Below are 13,151 nucleotides of genomic sequence, written 5' to 3' on the forward strand. Positions count from 1 at the left end.
CCCATCAGCCGCCTCGGCCTTCCGATGGACGACCTCCTGAGATTCCACAGCTAACCCACCCTACGATTGCACGATTCGTCCGCCTTCAGGGTCGCGCCATTCACGACGCGCGAACGTGCCTGACAGGTTCCATTGCATGACGACTGACAGATAATTCACTTGCCTCGCGTCCGCCCGCCCAATAATATTATGATCGTCATTTTATAGAGGCAGCACGATGAGCCTGGACGATCATCCCACGGTCAGGGCGGTACGCGCGCGCAGCAGCCAGCACGTTCGCGACGTCCAGGTCTCTTCCGAACTCATCAAGCGGATTGCACGCGAGTGCGGCGCCGATGACGTCGGCATCATCGAGTTCGACCGTGCCGCCATCGCGCCGCAGCGCGACTTCATCCGCAAGGTCTATGGCCGGACGCGTTCCCTGCTCGCGATCGTGTGCCACATGAATCGCGAGCCGGTGCGCTCTCCGTCACGCTCGGTCGCCAACGAGGAATTCCACGGCACCTACGACCATGTCAACGAAACCGCGCGCGCCATCGTTCGCGCACTCGACGAGCACGGCATCCCGGCCTGCAACTCGGTCGCCGCCTTCCCGATGGAGATGGACCTGCCGCGGATCATGATGGTGCAGCACAAGCCGATCGCGGTGGAAGCTGGGCTCGGGCGGATGGGAATCCATCGCAGCGTCATCCATCCGAAATTCGGCAGCTTCGTGCTGCTCGGCACCGTCCTGCTCGGATCCGAGGTGGACGCCTATGACCAGCCGATCGACTACAATCCCTGCCTGGAGTGCAAGCTGTGCGTCGCCGCCTGCCCGGTCGGCGCCATCAAGCCGGACGGCGGCTTCGATTTCCTGTCCTGCCACACCCACAATTATCACGACTTCCTCGGCAACTTCACGCAGTGGGTGGAGAAGGTCGCGGATTCCAAGGACGCCAGGGATTATCGCGCCCGCGTCCCCCGCACCGAGACGCTGAACATCTGGCAATCGCTGTCGTTCAAGCCGGGCTACAAGGCGGCCTATTGCATCTCGGCCTGTCCGGCCGGCGAAGACGTGATCGGCCCCTTCCTGCACGATCGCGACGCGCATTTCACCGAGGTGGTGCAGCCGCTGATCGACAAGGACGAGTTCGTCTATGTGATCCCGGATACTGACGCCGAGGACACGGTGACGCGGCGCTTTCCGCACAAGAAAGTCCAGCACGTCACGTCCGGCCGCCATACCGGCAGCATCCAGTCCTACATCTTCTCGCTCTCGCTCGGATTTCAGCGCGGCCGGGCGCGGGGTCTCGATTTCGTGACGCATCTGCGCTTCACCGGGGCAAGCGCGCTGGACATGACGGTCGTGATCAAGGGCAAGGATCTGCAAGTGGTGCCGGGGCGTCATGTCGGCGATGCGGCCTTGACCATCACCGCCGACACCCAGGCATGGCTGCGCATCCAGAACCGCGACCTCGACCTGGCCGACGCGGTCGCCTCGGGGCTGGTGAGTTCCAGCGACGAGACTCTGTTCGCGGCCTACATGCGGTGCTTCCCGCTCTGAGCCGAATGCGTAGGGCAAACTACGCCTGCCAGCCCACCCTGCGCATCTACTGGCGCTACTGCGCGGGATAGACCAGCTGTTCGAGATCGGCAATCAACCCCGGCCCGGTCGGCTGCCATCCGAGCTTCCTGCGCGTCTGCTCGCTGGAGGCCGCCATGTCGTATCCTGCGAACGTGCCGAGCCAGCCAAAGAAGGCCTGCGCCTCTTCCGGGGATATGGATTTCACCGGCAGCTTCAGGCGCCGACCGATCGTTTCGGCAATAACGCGCATCGGGACCCCTTCTTCCGCAACGGCGTGATACCTCGCGTTCGGCTCAGCCCTTTCGATGGCCAGCCGGTAGAGACGCGCCACGTCGAGAACATGCGCCGCCGGCCAGCGGTTCTGTCCGTCGCCGAGATAGGCGCACGCGCCCTTCTCGCGGTACACCGCGATCAAGGGGGTGATGAGGCCCTGCCTGACGGGATCGTGGACCTGGGGAAGCCGCATCGCCGCCGCGCGGACGCCATTCAGCGAGAGGGCCGTCTGTTCCGACACGCGGGGAAACGGGAAATCGGGCGATATGGTTTGGTCCTCAGTCGCGGTCTCGCCAGGCTTGGCCAATCCCGCCAAGCCCCCGGTTATGATCAGCGGCCTGTCTGATCCAGCCAGAACAGAACCCAGGGCTTCGATGGCGCAGCGGTCGATCTCGCAGCTCTTCGCGAAATTGGACCAGTCGTGAACGAAGCCGAGGTGAATGACGGCATCCGAAGCGGTCGCCCCCTTGCGCAAGCCATCGAGATCCTCGAGCGAGCCGCGAAGAACCTCCGCACCGAGCGCAGAGATCGCGCTCGCGCCTTCGTCCGAACGGGCCATGCCAAGAACCTGATGTCCGGCGGCGATCAGATCCTTGACGACAGGAGCGCCGATAAATCCGGTCGCACCAGTGACAAACACACGCATCAGCAAGTCTCCAGGTTTCACTGGAGACAAATCTGGCCCCGCGCGCTATCCTGTTAAAGTAGTGACCTTATCATGGTATAATGGCTAACAGGATGAGCGACCCGCTCGCGCATGAGAACCTGCTCGGCGCCTACCTGAAGGACCGCCGCAGCAAGCTCGATCCGGCGACGTTCGGCTTTCCGCCGGAGCGGCGGCGCACGCCGGGGCTTCGCCGCGAGGAAGTGGCGCAGCGCGCCAACATCTCGGCGACCTGGTACACCTGGCTCGAACAGGGCCGCGGCGGCGCACCGTCAGCCGATGTGCTCGATCGCATCGCACGTGCGCTGATGCTGACCGACGTCGAGCGCGAGCACCTGTTCCTGCTCGGCCTCGGCCGCACGCCCGAGGTGCGCTACCAGAAGAACGAAGGCGTTTCGCCGCGGCTGCAGCACGTGCTCGACGCGTTGCTGCCGAGCCCCGCCGTGATCAGGACCGCGACCTGGGACATCGTCGCCTGGAACCGGGCGGCGACCGTGATGCTGACGGACTACGGATCGCTGCCGCCGGGCGAACGCAACGTGCTGCGCTTCATGTTCCTCGATCCGCGCGTCCGCGCCGCGCAGCACGACTGGGCCAGCGTGGCACGCTTCGTCGTCGGCGCCTTCAGGGTGGACGCAATGCGCGCCGGTGCTGCCGCCGAGGTGCAACCCTTTGTCGATGAGCTCTGCCGGCTCAGCCCGGAGTTCGCGGCGCTGTGGCGCGACAACGACGTGCGCGCCCATGGCGAAGGCGTCAAGCAGCTCCGCCATCCGATCCTCGGACCGGTCAAGTTCGAATATTCGGCGTTTGCCGTCGACGGCCGGTCCGACCTCAGCATGATCGTCTACAATCCTGTTGACCCGGAGGTGACGGAGAAGATCCGCGGGCTGATGGAGGCTGCGCCGAAAGTGCCCTAATCCCGCGCGGCCGCCGTCGGCCGCCACACCAAGAGCCGCTTCTCCACGACAGTCACCGCCATGTCGATCAGGATGACGAAGGCCGACAGCACGAACATGCCGGCGAACACGCCGGCGACGTCGAACACGCCTTCGGCCTGCTGGATCAGATAACCGAGGCCGGCGGCGGAGCCGAGATACTCGCCGACCACCGCGCCGACCACCGCAAAGCCGACCGAGGTGTGCAGCGAGGAGAACATCCACGACAGCGCCGAAGGCCAGTAGACGTGGCGCATCAGCTGCCGCTCGTTCATGCCGAGCATCCGGCCATTGTCGAGCACCGTGGTCGGCACTTCCTTGACGCCCTGGTAGACGTTGAAGAACACGATGAAGAATACCAGCGTGACGCCGAGCGCGACCTTGGACCAGACGCCGAGCCCGAACCACAGCGCGAAGATCGGCGCCAGCACCACGCGCGGCAGCGCGTTGACCATCTTGACATAGGGATCGAACACTGCGGCGACGCGCGGCTGCCGCGCGAACCAGAAGCCGACCAGAATGCCGCCGGCCGAACCGATCACGAAAGCGAGGATGGATTCCCACAATGTGATCGCCAGATGCTTCCAGATCACCCCGGTGGAGAACCACTTTACAATTTGGCTGAAGACATCGACCGGGTTGGAGAAGAAGAACGGCGGCAGCAGCATCTTGCCGAACACAGGCACGGTGGAGAAGAACTGCCACAGTGCCAGCGTGACGACCGCGACCAGGACCTGCAGGGACAGCAACGTTACGCGCGACATCAGGCGGCTCCCGCCTGCGTCGACTGCACATAGCCCTTCATCACCTCGTCCTTCAGCACGCCCCAGATCTCGCGGTGCAGGGCGTGGAAATCCTTCTCCATCCGTATTTCCGCGATATCGCGTGGGCGCGGCAGCGTGATACGCCAGTCGCCGATGATACGTGCGGAAGGACCGGCCGACATGATCACAACGCGGTCGGCGAGCGCGATCGCCTCCTCGAGATCGTGGGTGACGAACAGCACCGCCTTGCGGTCGGCGGTCCACAATTCCAGCAGCAGATTGCCCATGATCTGCCGGGTCTGGGCGTCGAGCGGGCCGAACGGCTCGTCCATCAGCAGGATCTTCGGATCGCGGATCAGGACCTGCGCCAGCGCGACCCGCTTGCGCTGGCCGCCCGACAGCATGTGCGGATAGCGGCCCGCGAAGGCGCCGAGCCCGACCGAGGTCAGCCATTGCTGCGCGCGCGCCAGCGCGTCAGTGCGCGGCGTGCCCCGGATCTCGAGCCCGATCGCGACATTGTCGATCGCGGTCTTCCACGGGAACAGCGCGTCGGCCTGAAACAGATAGCCGGCATCGCGGTTGAGGCCGCTGAGCGGCTTGTCGAAGATCCGCGCCGACCCGGCCGCGGGTTTCAACAGCCCCGCGGCGACGTTGAGCAGCGTCGACTTTCCGCATCCGGTCGGGCCGACAATGGCGACGAACTCGCCATGATCAACCGCAAGATTGGCCTGCTCGACCGCGGTATAGACGCGTCCATCCGCCAACCGAAACGCCACCGTCGCACCGTCAAGCGCGACCGCCGTCGGCTCCGTCATCGCCACGCATTCCTCCCGAACATCAGGCAAAAGGCTTAGCGGTTCGCTCGGGCAAGTTCAACGCAGGAAGAAGACGCAGGCCGCGGTCACGCAGTTTTCAGACAAGCCGGATTGCGCACGGCGCAACCGTGTTAAGCGCTGCGTAACCGGGGTTGCGCAGCGCACCGACTTCGTCGAGGCTGCGGGCCAAAGCGTTGAACAAGGAGACAATCATGCGGATCGCAGTGGTGGGCGCTGGAGGCGTCGGGGGCGGTTTTGGTGCGGCGCTGGCGCACGCCGGCGCCGACGTCACCTTTATCGCGCGCGGCGCGCACCTCGCCGCCATGCGCAGCGAAGGCCTGAAGGTTCAGGGCGGCCGCGGCGAGACCCACCTGGTCCCGACCCAGGGGACCGACGACCCCGCGAGCGTCGGCCCGGTCGATATCGTGCTGTTCTGCGTCAAGCTGTGGGATGTCGAGAGCGCCGGCGAGCACATCAAGCCGATGGTCGGTCCCGACACCGCCGTGATCCCGCTGCAGAACGGCATCGACGCCCCCGACCGGCTGATCCCGATCCTCGGGCGCAACGCCGTGATGGGCGGCGTGGCGCAGATCTCCGCCTCGATCATCAAGCCCGGCGTGATCAACCAGGTCGGCACCTTCATGCGGATGATCTTCGGCGAGCTCGACGGCCGCATCACGCCGCGCGGCAAGGCGCTGCTCGAGCTTTGCCTGAAGGCCGGCTTCGATGCCACGCTGAGCGAGCAGATCAACACCGAGCTGTGGATGAAGTTCGTTGGCCTCGCCACCAATGCCGGCATGACCGCGGTCACGCGCCAGCCGATCGGCCGGCTGCGCGACGATCCCGACCTGCGCCCGTACTTCGTCTCGGCCTGCGAGGAGATCATCGCCATCGCCCACGCCAGCGGCATCAAGCTGCCGCCAGACCCCCTTGCGAAGGTGCTCGACTTCATCGGGCACGCGCCGCCGGCAATGAAGGCCTCGATGGCGCTCGATCTGGAGCGCGGCAACCGGCTCGAACTGCCATGGCTGAGCGGCAAGGTGGTCGAGCTCGGCCGGAAGCTCGGCGTGCCGACCCCGACGCACGACTTCCTCTATGCCGTGCTGAAACCCTATGCGATGGGCACGCCGTCGTAGGCAGCCAGCCGCGCGCCGGAGCAGCGACCCCGCTCAGGCATGTTGCGGCGGGGCAAGCGTTGCGACCTGATCGGGATGCACCGTGATGGCCGTGCCGCCATGTCCATCGCTCGCGGCGACGAAGGTGGAAGCCATGTAGTTTCCGAGCAAGGCGATGCTGGCGGCGTGGACGCCGTCCGAGACGGAGAGCGATCCGCCCGCGGTGTTGCCGGCAAAGCCCACGGTTTGCCCGGCCACAAAATCGATATTGGCGAAATCGATCGCGTCGGCTCCCGTCATGCCGGCGACGGTACCGGAGAAGCCCGTGGGGTCATCGAGCTTCAATGTCCCGGAGCTTGATGCAAAGGAGATTTGCGCCGAGCTCGCCGACGCAAGCTCGAGGGTCTGTCCGGCTGGAATGATCGAGGGATCGCTGATCGTGAAGGCACTGGACCAGGCGCCCCAGACGGTTCCGTCATTGGCCTTGATCCAGAGCGTGTCGGTGCCCGATCCGACGTGGTACGCGAGTTGGGAGAGCTGCGAGGCAGCGACGACGTTGTCCTGATTTGCTCCGAGCGCAACGCCGTTGAGCGTGAAGTAGCCGTTGCCGCCTCCGCTATTCCAGACATCATACGATGTCGCGGAACTGCCGAATGGATCCGAATAGCTGAAGAGCGAGGACACCGAAAACGTCTGGCCTTGAACGGACAGCGTGTTTGAACTGATCGGAGTCAGCACCGGACCCGTGTCCACCGGCGCGGTCACGGTGAAGGCACTTGACCATGCTCCCCAGACGGTGCCGTCGTTCGTGCGGACCCACAGCGTGTCCGCGCCCGAACCGGATTGATAGCTCAGCGACGCCAGCTGGGCCGCCGTGACGTAGTTGTCCACGTTGGGCCCAAGCGCCACCCCGCTGAAGACAAAATGCCCGCCACCTGTGCCCGTGTCCCAGACGTCATATTGTGTCGCAGCGCTGCCAAACGGATCGCTGTAGGTGAACAGCGAGGAGGCCGCATAGCTCTGCCCGTGACCAGCAACGATGCTCGACACCGTCTCGACGGGTCCGCTGTCGAGGGGAGCATTGACGGTGAAGGCGCTCGACCACGCCCCCCACACCGTGCCGTCATTGGCGCGGATCCAGAGCGTGTCGGTGCCCGAACCGGATTGATAGGTCAATGACGACAGCTGGGCCGCCGTGATGTAATTGTCCTGATTGGCCGACAGCGCCCACCCGTTCAGAACGAAGTGCCCGCCGCCTGTGCCGGTATCCCAGACGTCATATTGGGTCGCAGCGCTGCCAAACGGATCGCTGTAGGTGAACAGCGACGAAGCCGCATAGCTCTGACCGTGTGCCGCAACGATGCTCGACACCGCCTCAACAGGCCCGCTGTCGACCGGCGCATTGACGGTGAAGGCGTTCGACCACGCGCCCCACACCGTGCCGTCATTGGCACGGATCCAAAGCTTGTCGATGCCGGAGCCCGATTGATAGGTCAGTGACGCCAGCTGGGCGGCCGTGATGTAATTGTCCTGATTGGCCGGCAGTGCCGCGCCGTTCAGAACGAAGCTCCCGCCGGCAGTACCGCTATCCCAGACGTCATACTGCGTTGCAGGACTGTTGAACGGATCGCTGTAGGTGAACAAGGACGAGGCCGCATAGCTCTGGCCATGCGCCGCGACAATGTTCGACACCGCCTCGACGGGACCGCTGTCGACCGGCGCACTGACGGTGAAGGGGCTCGACCAAGCGCCCCACACTGTGCCGTCATTGGCGCGGATCCAGAGCGTGTCGACACCGGAACCGGATTGATAGCTCAACGAGGTCAGCTGGGCGGACGTGATGTAGTTGTCCTGGTTGGCGGCAAGCGCCACCCCGTTCAGAACGAAATGTCCGCCACCAGTTCCCTTGTCCCAGACGTCATATTGCGTTGCGGGACTGCTGAACGGATCGCTGTAGGTGAACAAGGACGAGGCCGCATAGCTCTGGCCATGCGCCGCGACAATGTTCGACACCGCCTCGACGGGACCGCTGTCGACCGGCGCGGTGACGGTGAAGGCGCTCGACCACTGCCCCCACACCGTGCTGTCGTTGGCGCGGATCCACAGCGTGTCCGCGCCGGAGCCGGATTGATAGCTCAACGACGACAGCTGCGCGGCCGTGATGTAATTGTCCTGATTGGCGGCAAGCGCCACCCCGTTCAGGACGAAGTGGCCGCCACCGGCGCCGCTGTCCCAGACATCGTATTCGGTGGCTGCGAGACCGAACGGATCGTAATAGGTGAACAGCGAGGACGCGGCAAAGCTCTGGCCGTGCGTTGCCGTCACGTTTGCGACCGTCACCGCGGGCCCTTCCGGGGTTGCCGTGAATTCGCTCCAGGCACTCCAGGAGACGCCGTTGAACGCCTCCACCCACAGCTGGTCGCTCGCGGGACCGAACTGGTAGGCAATGCTGGACCATTGTGAAGCAGCGACGTCGATCTCGGCCCCGTTCGCCTGCGCCACCCCGCCCACGGTGAAGTGCCCGTTACCCGTGGAGTTCCAAAGCGCATATTCGACAATGGGCAGAGGACTGCCCGTCGTATAGAACATGGACGACGCTGCGACCGAGGTTTGCACGCGGCCGGTTATGTTTGATGCGACCACCGTGGGCGCGACGTCAACGGCGCCGGAATTGTCGATGACGAAGTCGCCGTCCTCGCTGGCGATCTGGGTCAGCGAGACCTCAAACTGCACATCCCAGTTCTGGCCGGGATAGCTGTTTCCCCATGGATTGCGAACGATGAAATTGCCCGTCGCGCTGTCATAGCCGACGACCCCGAAAGCATGGTCCGGGACCAGCTGGATATTTCCCGCACTGTCATACGTATACGGAGACGTTGAGGGAATCTCGAGGATGACGTCGTCGTGGCTGGAGAGTGCTGCGATATAGACGGACTTGCTGCTGTACCAATTGGACGCGCTGCTCAGATAATAATTGACGCTCGTCGCGTCGGTCAGATTCTCGAGGACGTCCGTCGGGGGATCAGCGGAGATATTGTTGTAGCTGTTGACCGCCGGGTGCCCGATCTGGCCCGTTGCGCTGAGCTGCGCGTAGGCCTTCTCCACCAGGGCAACCCACATTGCAGTGGGCTGCTCATTGTAGTTGTGGCCATAGTCAAGCTCTGTGCCACTGACGACCGGAAACTCGTCATTGACGGTTTCCCATGTCTCCTGACCATTGACATAGAAGCGCACGCCATAGGTGCCGTTTCCATTGTCGACGATCATGGAGCTCATGACCTGGGGATGAAAGACGACGACGTCGATCAATCCCGACATCAACTCGCAATCGCCGTCTGCGCCCTGACAGATGTCGTTGACGGTGGCCGCGCCCGCCGAAGAATACAACGGCCCGACAACCGCGCTGTAGCCCTGCAGCGTCCAGCCGCTCCCGCCTGCATCGGGCGGCAAAGTCGGATCCGGAAGATCGGTCCCCTGAAACCACTTTCCGATCAGTTCGGACATCTGCGTCGACGTCGTGCCAACCTGCAGATTGCCGAGCGTGACGTGAGCGGTGCCGCCCCCTGTCCAGGTGGCGTTCGCCGGATTCCCATCAACGAGCTGGTTGAAGAGATGGGAGACATAGTCCGACGTGTAGAGGCCGCTGTTCAGATTGGCGGCAATCAGCTGCAGCGAGTTCAGCTCATTCGCGGTGACACTCCCGCGATTGGCGACATCTGCCAGCAACTGGATGGCTTCAGCGTCGGTGAAGACACCGTCCGCAGCAAAGTTGAGCATGTCGGACTTGATGCCGCTGTCGACGAGGGAATTGACCCAGCTTGCCGTCATGGAATTCCTTCGCAAATCTTGACGCGATACGATTGCTGTCGGCCAGGCCTGTCCGGGCGAGGTTGCGCGCGCCCCGTCGCGACGAATCCAGCAATAGATTGCGTAACTATCGCCATAGTTGTGAACGAATTCTGGACGCGTGTCGATCTTGCCGACCGCTGCCGAAAGGGAACCCGCATTATCGTGAAGATTCGTTAATGTCTGCCTGATACGGCGCCTACCATCGGCGATAGCGGCAGGGTCGGCTTCCCCGCCCCGCCACGGCAGGCGTCCGAGCTGCCGGGTGCTCCCGCATCAGTGGGCGCGATGCCGTCCGCGGTGGGCCCGGCGCTTCGGAGGTGGCGGCGGTGCGAAGAACGGATTCTCCGAGCACATCGCACCCCGGCCCGAGGCCGACGCCTGGCACTGCGGGATCGAGGTGAAGCTGCAATCGATGTAGCTGCCGCCGAATTTGCCCTGAAAGACGTGCATGCACACCGGATAGTTCGGGTCATAGGCCTGCCCGGCGGCAGGTCCGGCCAGGGCGACCGCAAATGCGGCGATCGCGAACAATTTCAAGCGCATCGGTCTCTCCTTGCCGCTCGGAAGGTTTCCTCACAACCGCCGGAGTTGGTCAACTGCGCCAGCGACGCGACGGCCATGCGGGCCATCGCAGCTCGAAAACGCGCTAGTCGGCGGGCTGACGCCGTCGTTGACCCCGCTCCCTGGTCGGCTTCTTGGGACCCTTGTAGAACGGATTGACCGAGCATGTCGCCGACCGTCCCGAGGCCGTTGCCTGGCATTGCGGAAGCGACGTGAAGCTGCAATCGATGTACTCGGGCGTCAGCCTGCCGCCATAGACTTCCAAGCAAACCGGATAATTCGGATCGTACATTTGCGCGGCGGCGGGCCCGGTGATGCCGATGCCGATGGCGGCGATGATGGTGAATTTCAAGCGCATCGAATTCTCCTCGAGCTTGCTTCGCAACGCAGGGCGCGCGGCTATCGCTGTTCGCCGGCCGGCTTGCCGTCGTCCTCACCGAGACAACGGATCATGAAGGCCGTGGTGTCCCGCGGCAGGACCTGCGCAGCCCGCGCCTTGAGGCGGCATTCGAGCTGCGCGATCTGGCGTGCCCGCTGCCGCTCCGACGGCAGCGTCGATTGCCGCAGCCGGCGCAAGGTCATCGGCGAGCCATCCGACTCGAAGCTCAGCTCGTACCGCTTGCCGCTCTGGTCGGTGGCGGCACAGGTGATGGTCGACACCTGCCGTGTGATGAAGCTTCCGACCTGACGGCAGGAGCCGGTCGACATCTCGACCAGCGGCACCGGCAGGCCATCGACACGCGGGCGATCGCTCGACTTCAGCAACATGCGGTCGACCGCGAGCTCGAACAGATTGTCCTGGGTGCGCTCGGTGCTCTCGCCGGAGAACGAGACGATGTGGCTCTTGTCGGCGGGATCGTCGAGCACCACGGTGAATTCGGAACGGCCGCGCAGGGTGTGGAAATAGGCCACCGCCTTGCAGGTATAGTTGCGGCCGGCGACGCTGACATTGCGGCAGGTGCCGGACATCAGCGCATACAGGTCGACGTCGTAGACCGGGCCGGCGGCAACGGCGAGCGCAGGCCAGCACACGATGGCGATCGCAATCAATTGAGCGAAACGGGAGATCATGCTGAAACGGTCGAGAACACGGTCGATGGAGAGGTCCATGGCGCAAGGTCGCCGATTTCCACCGACTGTGCAACGATGAAGCAGGCCGAAATGTGGAGACCGGGGAACGCAGGCGGGCCGTGCTGAAAGGCCGCGCCGCTGGCGCCTTGCGTCAGATTTGCGGGCCGGACAGCGTGACTTCGCGCTCGGCGCGGAAGACGTTGCTGTAGAGGTTCGCGATCCACTGACGGCCGCTTGCCGTCATGTTCAGGCAGTTGATGGCGCCCTGGATGTGCGGCGCGACCATATTCCAGTAGAATTGCGGATATCGGTCGACGATATCCGCCGGCGATTCATAGCCGAGCTGGCGGTTGATGCCGACCTCCTCGAACTCGTGATAGAGCGCGTTGGCTTTCCTGATGTAGTTGGGATCGCCGAGTTGTCCGATGAAATCGGCGGCCCGAACGATCGCCGCCTCATCGTCATATTGCTGGCCTTCGGGTGCCGGAAACCGCGTGCCTTCGATGTTGCGCGCGACGCGCTCGCGATCCAGCGGAAGCACGGCCTCGAGCCTGTCGAGCACATAGAGCTTCGAGCGATCGACGTGATACGGCATCAGGCCGGCATCCGACGAGCCGCGCGGCAGCACGACCTTGTTGCCGGAGGCATCGATGACATAGCCATCCGGTCCATCGCCCTTCAACAGGCCGCGCACATAGCCGATGTCGTGCGTCAGGCAGGCGATCATCGTGTGGGTGTAATCCTCCGCAGTGACATGGGTATGCAGCGCGCGACCGCGAATGATGTCATGCCCGGCCAGCGTGACCAGCATCGTGTGCTCGACATTGTGGTAAAGCGCATCGCTGTTGCCGATGCATTCCAGCGCGATGCGCGCGGCGGCGGGCAGCAGTTCGCCAAATCGCGCCTGCGATGCCCCAAAGGTGCGGCTGACCCATGTGGCGAGAAACTTCTCCAGAGCACCTGCCGCCAACTCAGGCAACGTCATCATCGATGCAGCCCCCGACCGCGCAACGTTCCTCACTCGCCCCCGATCTCACGTCGTAGTTGGGGAGAACTATAGCGTATCTGCGGACGTGCGGCTACGCGCCGGCGAGCGCGTGATTCGGTCCGCCGTACTTTCCCGGTCTTGCCGGCTGTGACGCCAAAGCCGCTGATAGTGGCATGAACCGTGCATGATTCGGTTCAGACCGGGTTAATCCTACGGATAAAGACCATCATGCTCGTTACGCTCGTCGCCATCCTTTGTAATGCTCAGCTCTGCATGGAAAAGGTCGTCACCAACAGCGACCAATCCGGCATCACCATGGGCGCCTGCGCCGTGAACGCCCAAATCGGCATCGCCGACTGGCTCGCCAAGGGCCCGTATCACGATTGGCGCTTGCAGAGCTACAAGTGCATCATGGGCAAATACGTCCCAAAGAACGAAGTGTGATGTGTGCTCACAGCCCCCGAAGGGGCTGACCCGCTTCGCGTGCCCACCTGGAACAGCCTGCGAGCCCGCGTGATGCAGGCGCGTGCATCTCGAGTCAAAGTCCATTTT

The 13,151-nt window shown here is 63.9% G+C and carries 12 protein-coding genes; 4 read left to right on the forward strand and 8 right to left on the reverse strand.

Going from position 1 to position 13,151, the window contains the following annotated elements:
• The first annotated feature begins 217 nt into the window (after positions 1–217).
• Entirely contained in the window at positions 218–1,543 is a 1,326-nt protein-coding gene (locus tag CO675_RS24890; RefSeq protein WP_097674491.1) for a 4Fe-4S binding protein, read from the forward strand.
• 55 nt (positions 1,544–1,598) lie between these two features.
• Here CO675_RS24890 and CO675_RS24895 read toward each other — a convergent pair whose 3' ends face one another.
• On the reverse strand, positions 1,599–2,483 hold the full coding sequence (locus tag CO675_RS24895) for an SDR family oxidoreductase (RefSeq protein WP_097674634.1): 885 nt from the start codon (positions 2,481–2,483) through the stop codon (positions 1,599–1,601).
• A gap of 92 nt (positions 2,484–2,575) precedes the next feature.
• Between CO675_RS24895 and CO675_RS24900 the strand changes: the two genes are divergently transcribed.
• Positions 2,576–3,418: a helix-turn-helix transcriptional regulator gene (locus CO675_RS24900; RefSeq protein ID WP_097674492.1), complete on the forward strand. Its 843-nt coding sequence runs from the start codon at positions 2,576–2,578 to the stop codon at positions 3,416–3,418.
• Here the strand turns inward: CO675_RS24900 and CO675_RS24905 are convergent.
• On the reverse strand, positions 3,415–4,200 hold the full coding sequence (locus CO675_RS24905; protein ID WP_097674493.1) for an ABC transporter permease: 786 nt from the start codon (positions 4,198–4,200) through the stop codon (positions 3,415–3,417). The genes CO675_RS24900 and CO675_RS24905 overlap by 4 nt on opposite strands.
• Positions 4,200–5,015: an ABC transporter ATP-binding protein gene (locus tag CO675_RS24910; RefSeq protein WP_097674494.1), complete on the reverse strand. Its 816-nt coding sequence runs from the start codon at positions 5,013–5,015 to the stop codon at positions 4,200–4,202. The genes CO675_RS24905 and CO675_RS24910 overlap by 1 nt, the downstream gene beginning before the upstream one ends.
• A gap of 212 nt (positions 5,016–5,227) precedes the next feature.
• On the opposite strand from CO675_RS24910, the gene CO675_RS24915 reads away from it, so the two are divergent.
• On the forward strand, positions 5,228–6,151 hold the full coding sequence (locus tag CO675_RS24915; RefSeq protein ID WP_245452908.1) for a ketopantoate reductase family protein: 924 nt from the start codon (positions 5,228–5,230) through the stop codon (positions 6,149–6,151).
• Between the two features lie 33 nt (positions 6,152–6,184).
• Here the strand turns inward: CO675_RS24915 and CO675_RS24920 are convergent, their stop codons facing one another.
• The 5 genes from CO675_RS24920 to CO675_RS24940 all read right to left on the reverse strand — a co-directional run bounded on the left by CO675_RS24920 (position 6,185) and on the right by CO675_RS24940 (position 12,599).
• Positions 6,185–9,958, reverse strand: coding sequence for a C2 family cysteine protease (locus CO675_RS24920; protein WP_097674496.1), 3,774 nt, complete (start codon positions 9,956–9,958; stop codon positions 6,185–6,187).
• A gap of 294 nt (positions 9,959–10,252) precedes the next feature.
• Positions 10,253–10,522: a DUF3551 domain-containing protein gene (locus CO675_RS24925; RefSeq protein WP_097674497.1), complete on the reverse strand. Its 270-nt coding sequence runs from the start codon at positions 10,520–10,522 to the stop codon at positions 10,253–10,255.
• A 103-nt stretch (positions 10,523–10,625) separates the two neighbouring features.
• A complete protein-coding gene (locus CO675_RS24930) occupies positions 10,626–10,898 on the reverse strand; it encodes a DUF3551 domain-containing protein (protein ID WP_097674635.1) in 273 nt (90 codons plus the stop codon).
• Between the two features lie 41 nt (positions 10,899–10,939).
• Positions 10,940–11,650: a hypothetical protein gene (locus tag CO675_RS24935; RefSeq protein WP_245452909.1), complete on the reverse strand. Its 711-nt coding sequence runs from the start codon at positions 11,648–11,650 to the stop codon at positions 10,940–10,942.
• A gap of 112 nt (positions 11,651–11,762) precedes the next feature.
• A complete protein-coding gene (locus CO675_RS24940; protein WP_097674498.1) occupies positions 11,763–12,599 on the reverse strand; it encodes a metal-dependent phosphohydrolase in 837 nt (278 codons plus the stop codon).
• Between the two features lie 228 nt (positions 12,600–12,827).
• On the opposite strand from CO675_RS24940, the gene CO675_RS24945 reads away from it, so the two are divergent.
• Positions 12,828–13,043: a hypothetical protein gene (locus CO675_RS24945; protein WP_021077148.1), complete on the forward strand. Its 216-nt coding sequence runs from the start codon at positions 12,828–12,830 to the stop codon at positions 13,041–13,043.
• Positions 13,044–13,151 lie beyond the last annotated feature (108 nt).

The organism is Bradyrhizobium sp. C9, assembly GCF_002532045.1.
Taxonomy (GTDB): Bacteria; Pseudomonadota; Alphaproteobacteria; order Rhizobiales; family Xanthobacteraceae; genus Bradyrhizobium.

Excerpts from the sequence above, each read along its gene's own strand:
- CO675_RS24890 (WP_097674491.1), top strand. The coding sequence starts at position 218 with ATGAGCCTGGACGATCATCCCACGGTCAGGGCGGTACGCGCGCGCAGC.
- CO675_RS24895 (WP_097674634.1), bottom strand. The coding sequence starts at position 2,483 with ATGCGTGTGTTTGTCACTGGTGCGACCGGATTTATCGGCGCTCCTGTC.
- CO675_RS24900 (WP_097674492.1), top strand. The coding sequence starts at position 2,576 with ATGAGCGACCCGCTCGCGCATGAGAACCTGCTCGGCGCCTACCTGAAG.
- CO675_RS24905 (WP_097674493.1), bottom strand. The coding sequence starts at position 4,200 with ATGTCGCGCGTAACGTTGCTGTCCCTGCAGGTCCTGGTCGCGGTCGTC.
- CO675_RS24910 (WP_097674494.1), bottom strand. The coding sequence starts at position 5,015 with ATGACGGAGCCGACGGCGGTCGCGCTTGACGGTGCGACGGTGGCGTTT.
- CO675_RS24915 (WP_245452908.1), top strand. The coding sequence starts at position 5,228 with ATGCGGATCGCAGTGGTGGGCGCTGGAGGCGTCGGGGGCGGTTTTGGT.
- CO675_RS24920 (WP_097674496.1), bottom strand. The coding sequence starts at position 9,958 with ATGACGGCAAGCTGGGTCAATTCCCTCGTCGACAGCGGCATCAAGTCC.
- CO675_RS24925 (WP_097674497.1), bottom strand. The coding sequence starts at position 10,522 with ATGCGCTTGAAATTGTTCGCGATCGCCGCATTTGCGGTCGCCCTGGCC.
- CO675_RS24930 (WP_097674635.1), bottom strand. The coding sequence starts at position 10,898 with ATGCGCTTGAAATTCACCATCATCGCCGCCATCGGCATCGGCATCACC.
- CO675_RS24935 (WP_245452909.1), bottom strand. The coding sequence starts at position 11,650 with ATGGACCTCTCCATCGACCGTGTTCTCGACCGTTTCAGCATGATCTCC.
- CO675_RS24940 (WP_097674498.1), bottom strand. The coding sequence starts at position 12,599 with ATGATGACGTTGCCTGAGTTGGCGGCAGGTGCTCTGGAGAAGTTTCTC.
- CO675_RS24945 (WP_021077148.1), top strand. The coding sequence starts at position 12,828 with ATGCTCGTTACGCTCGTCGCCATCCTTTGTAATGCTCAGCTCTGCATG.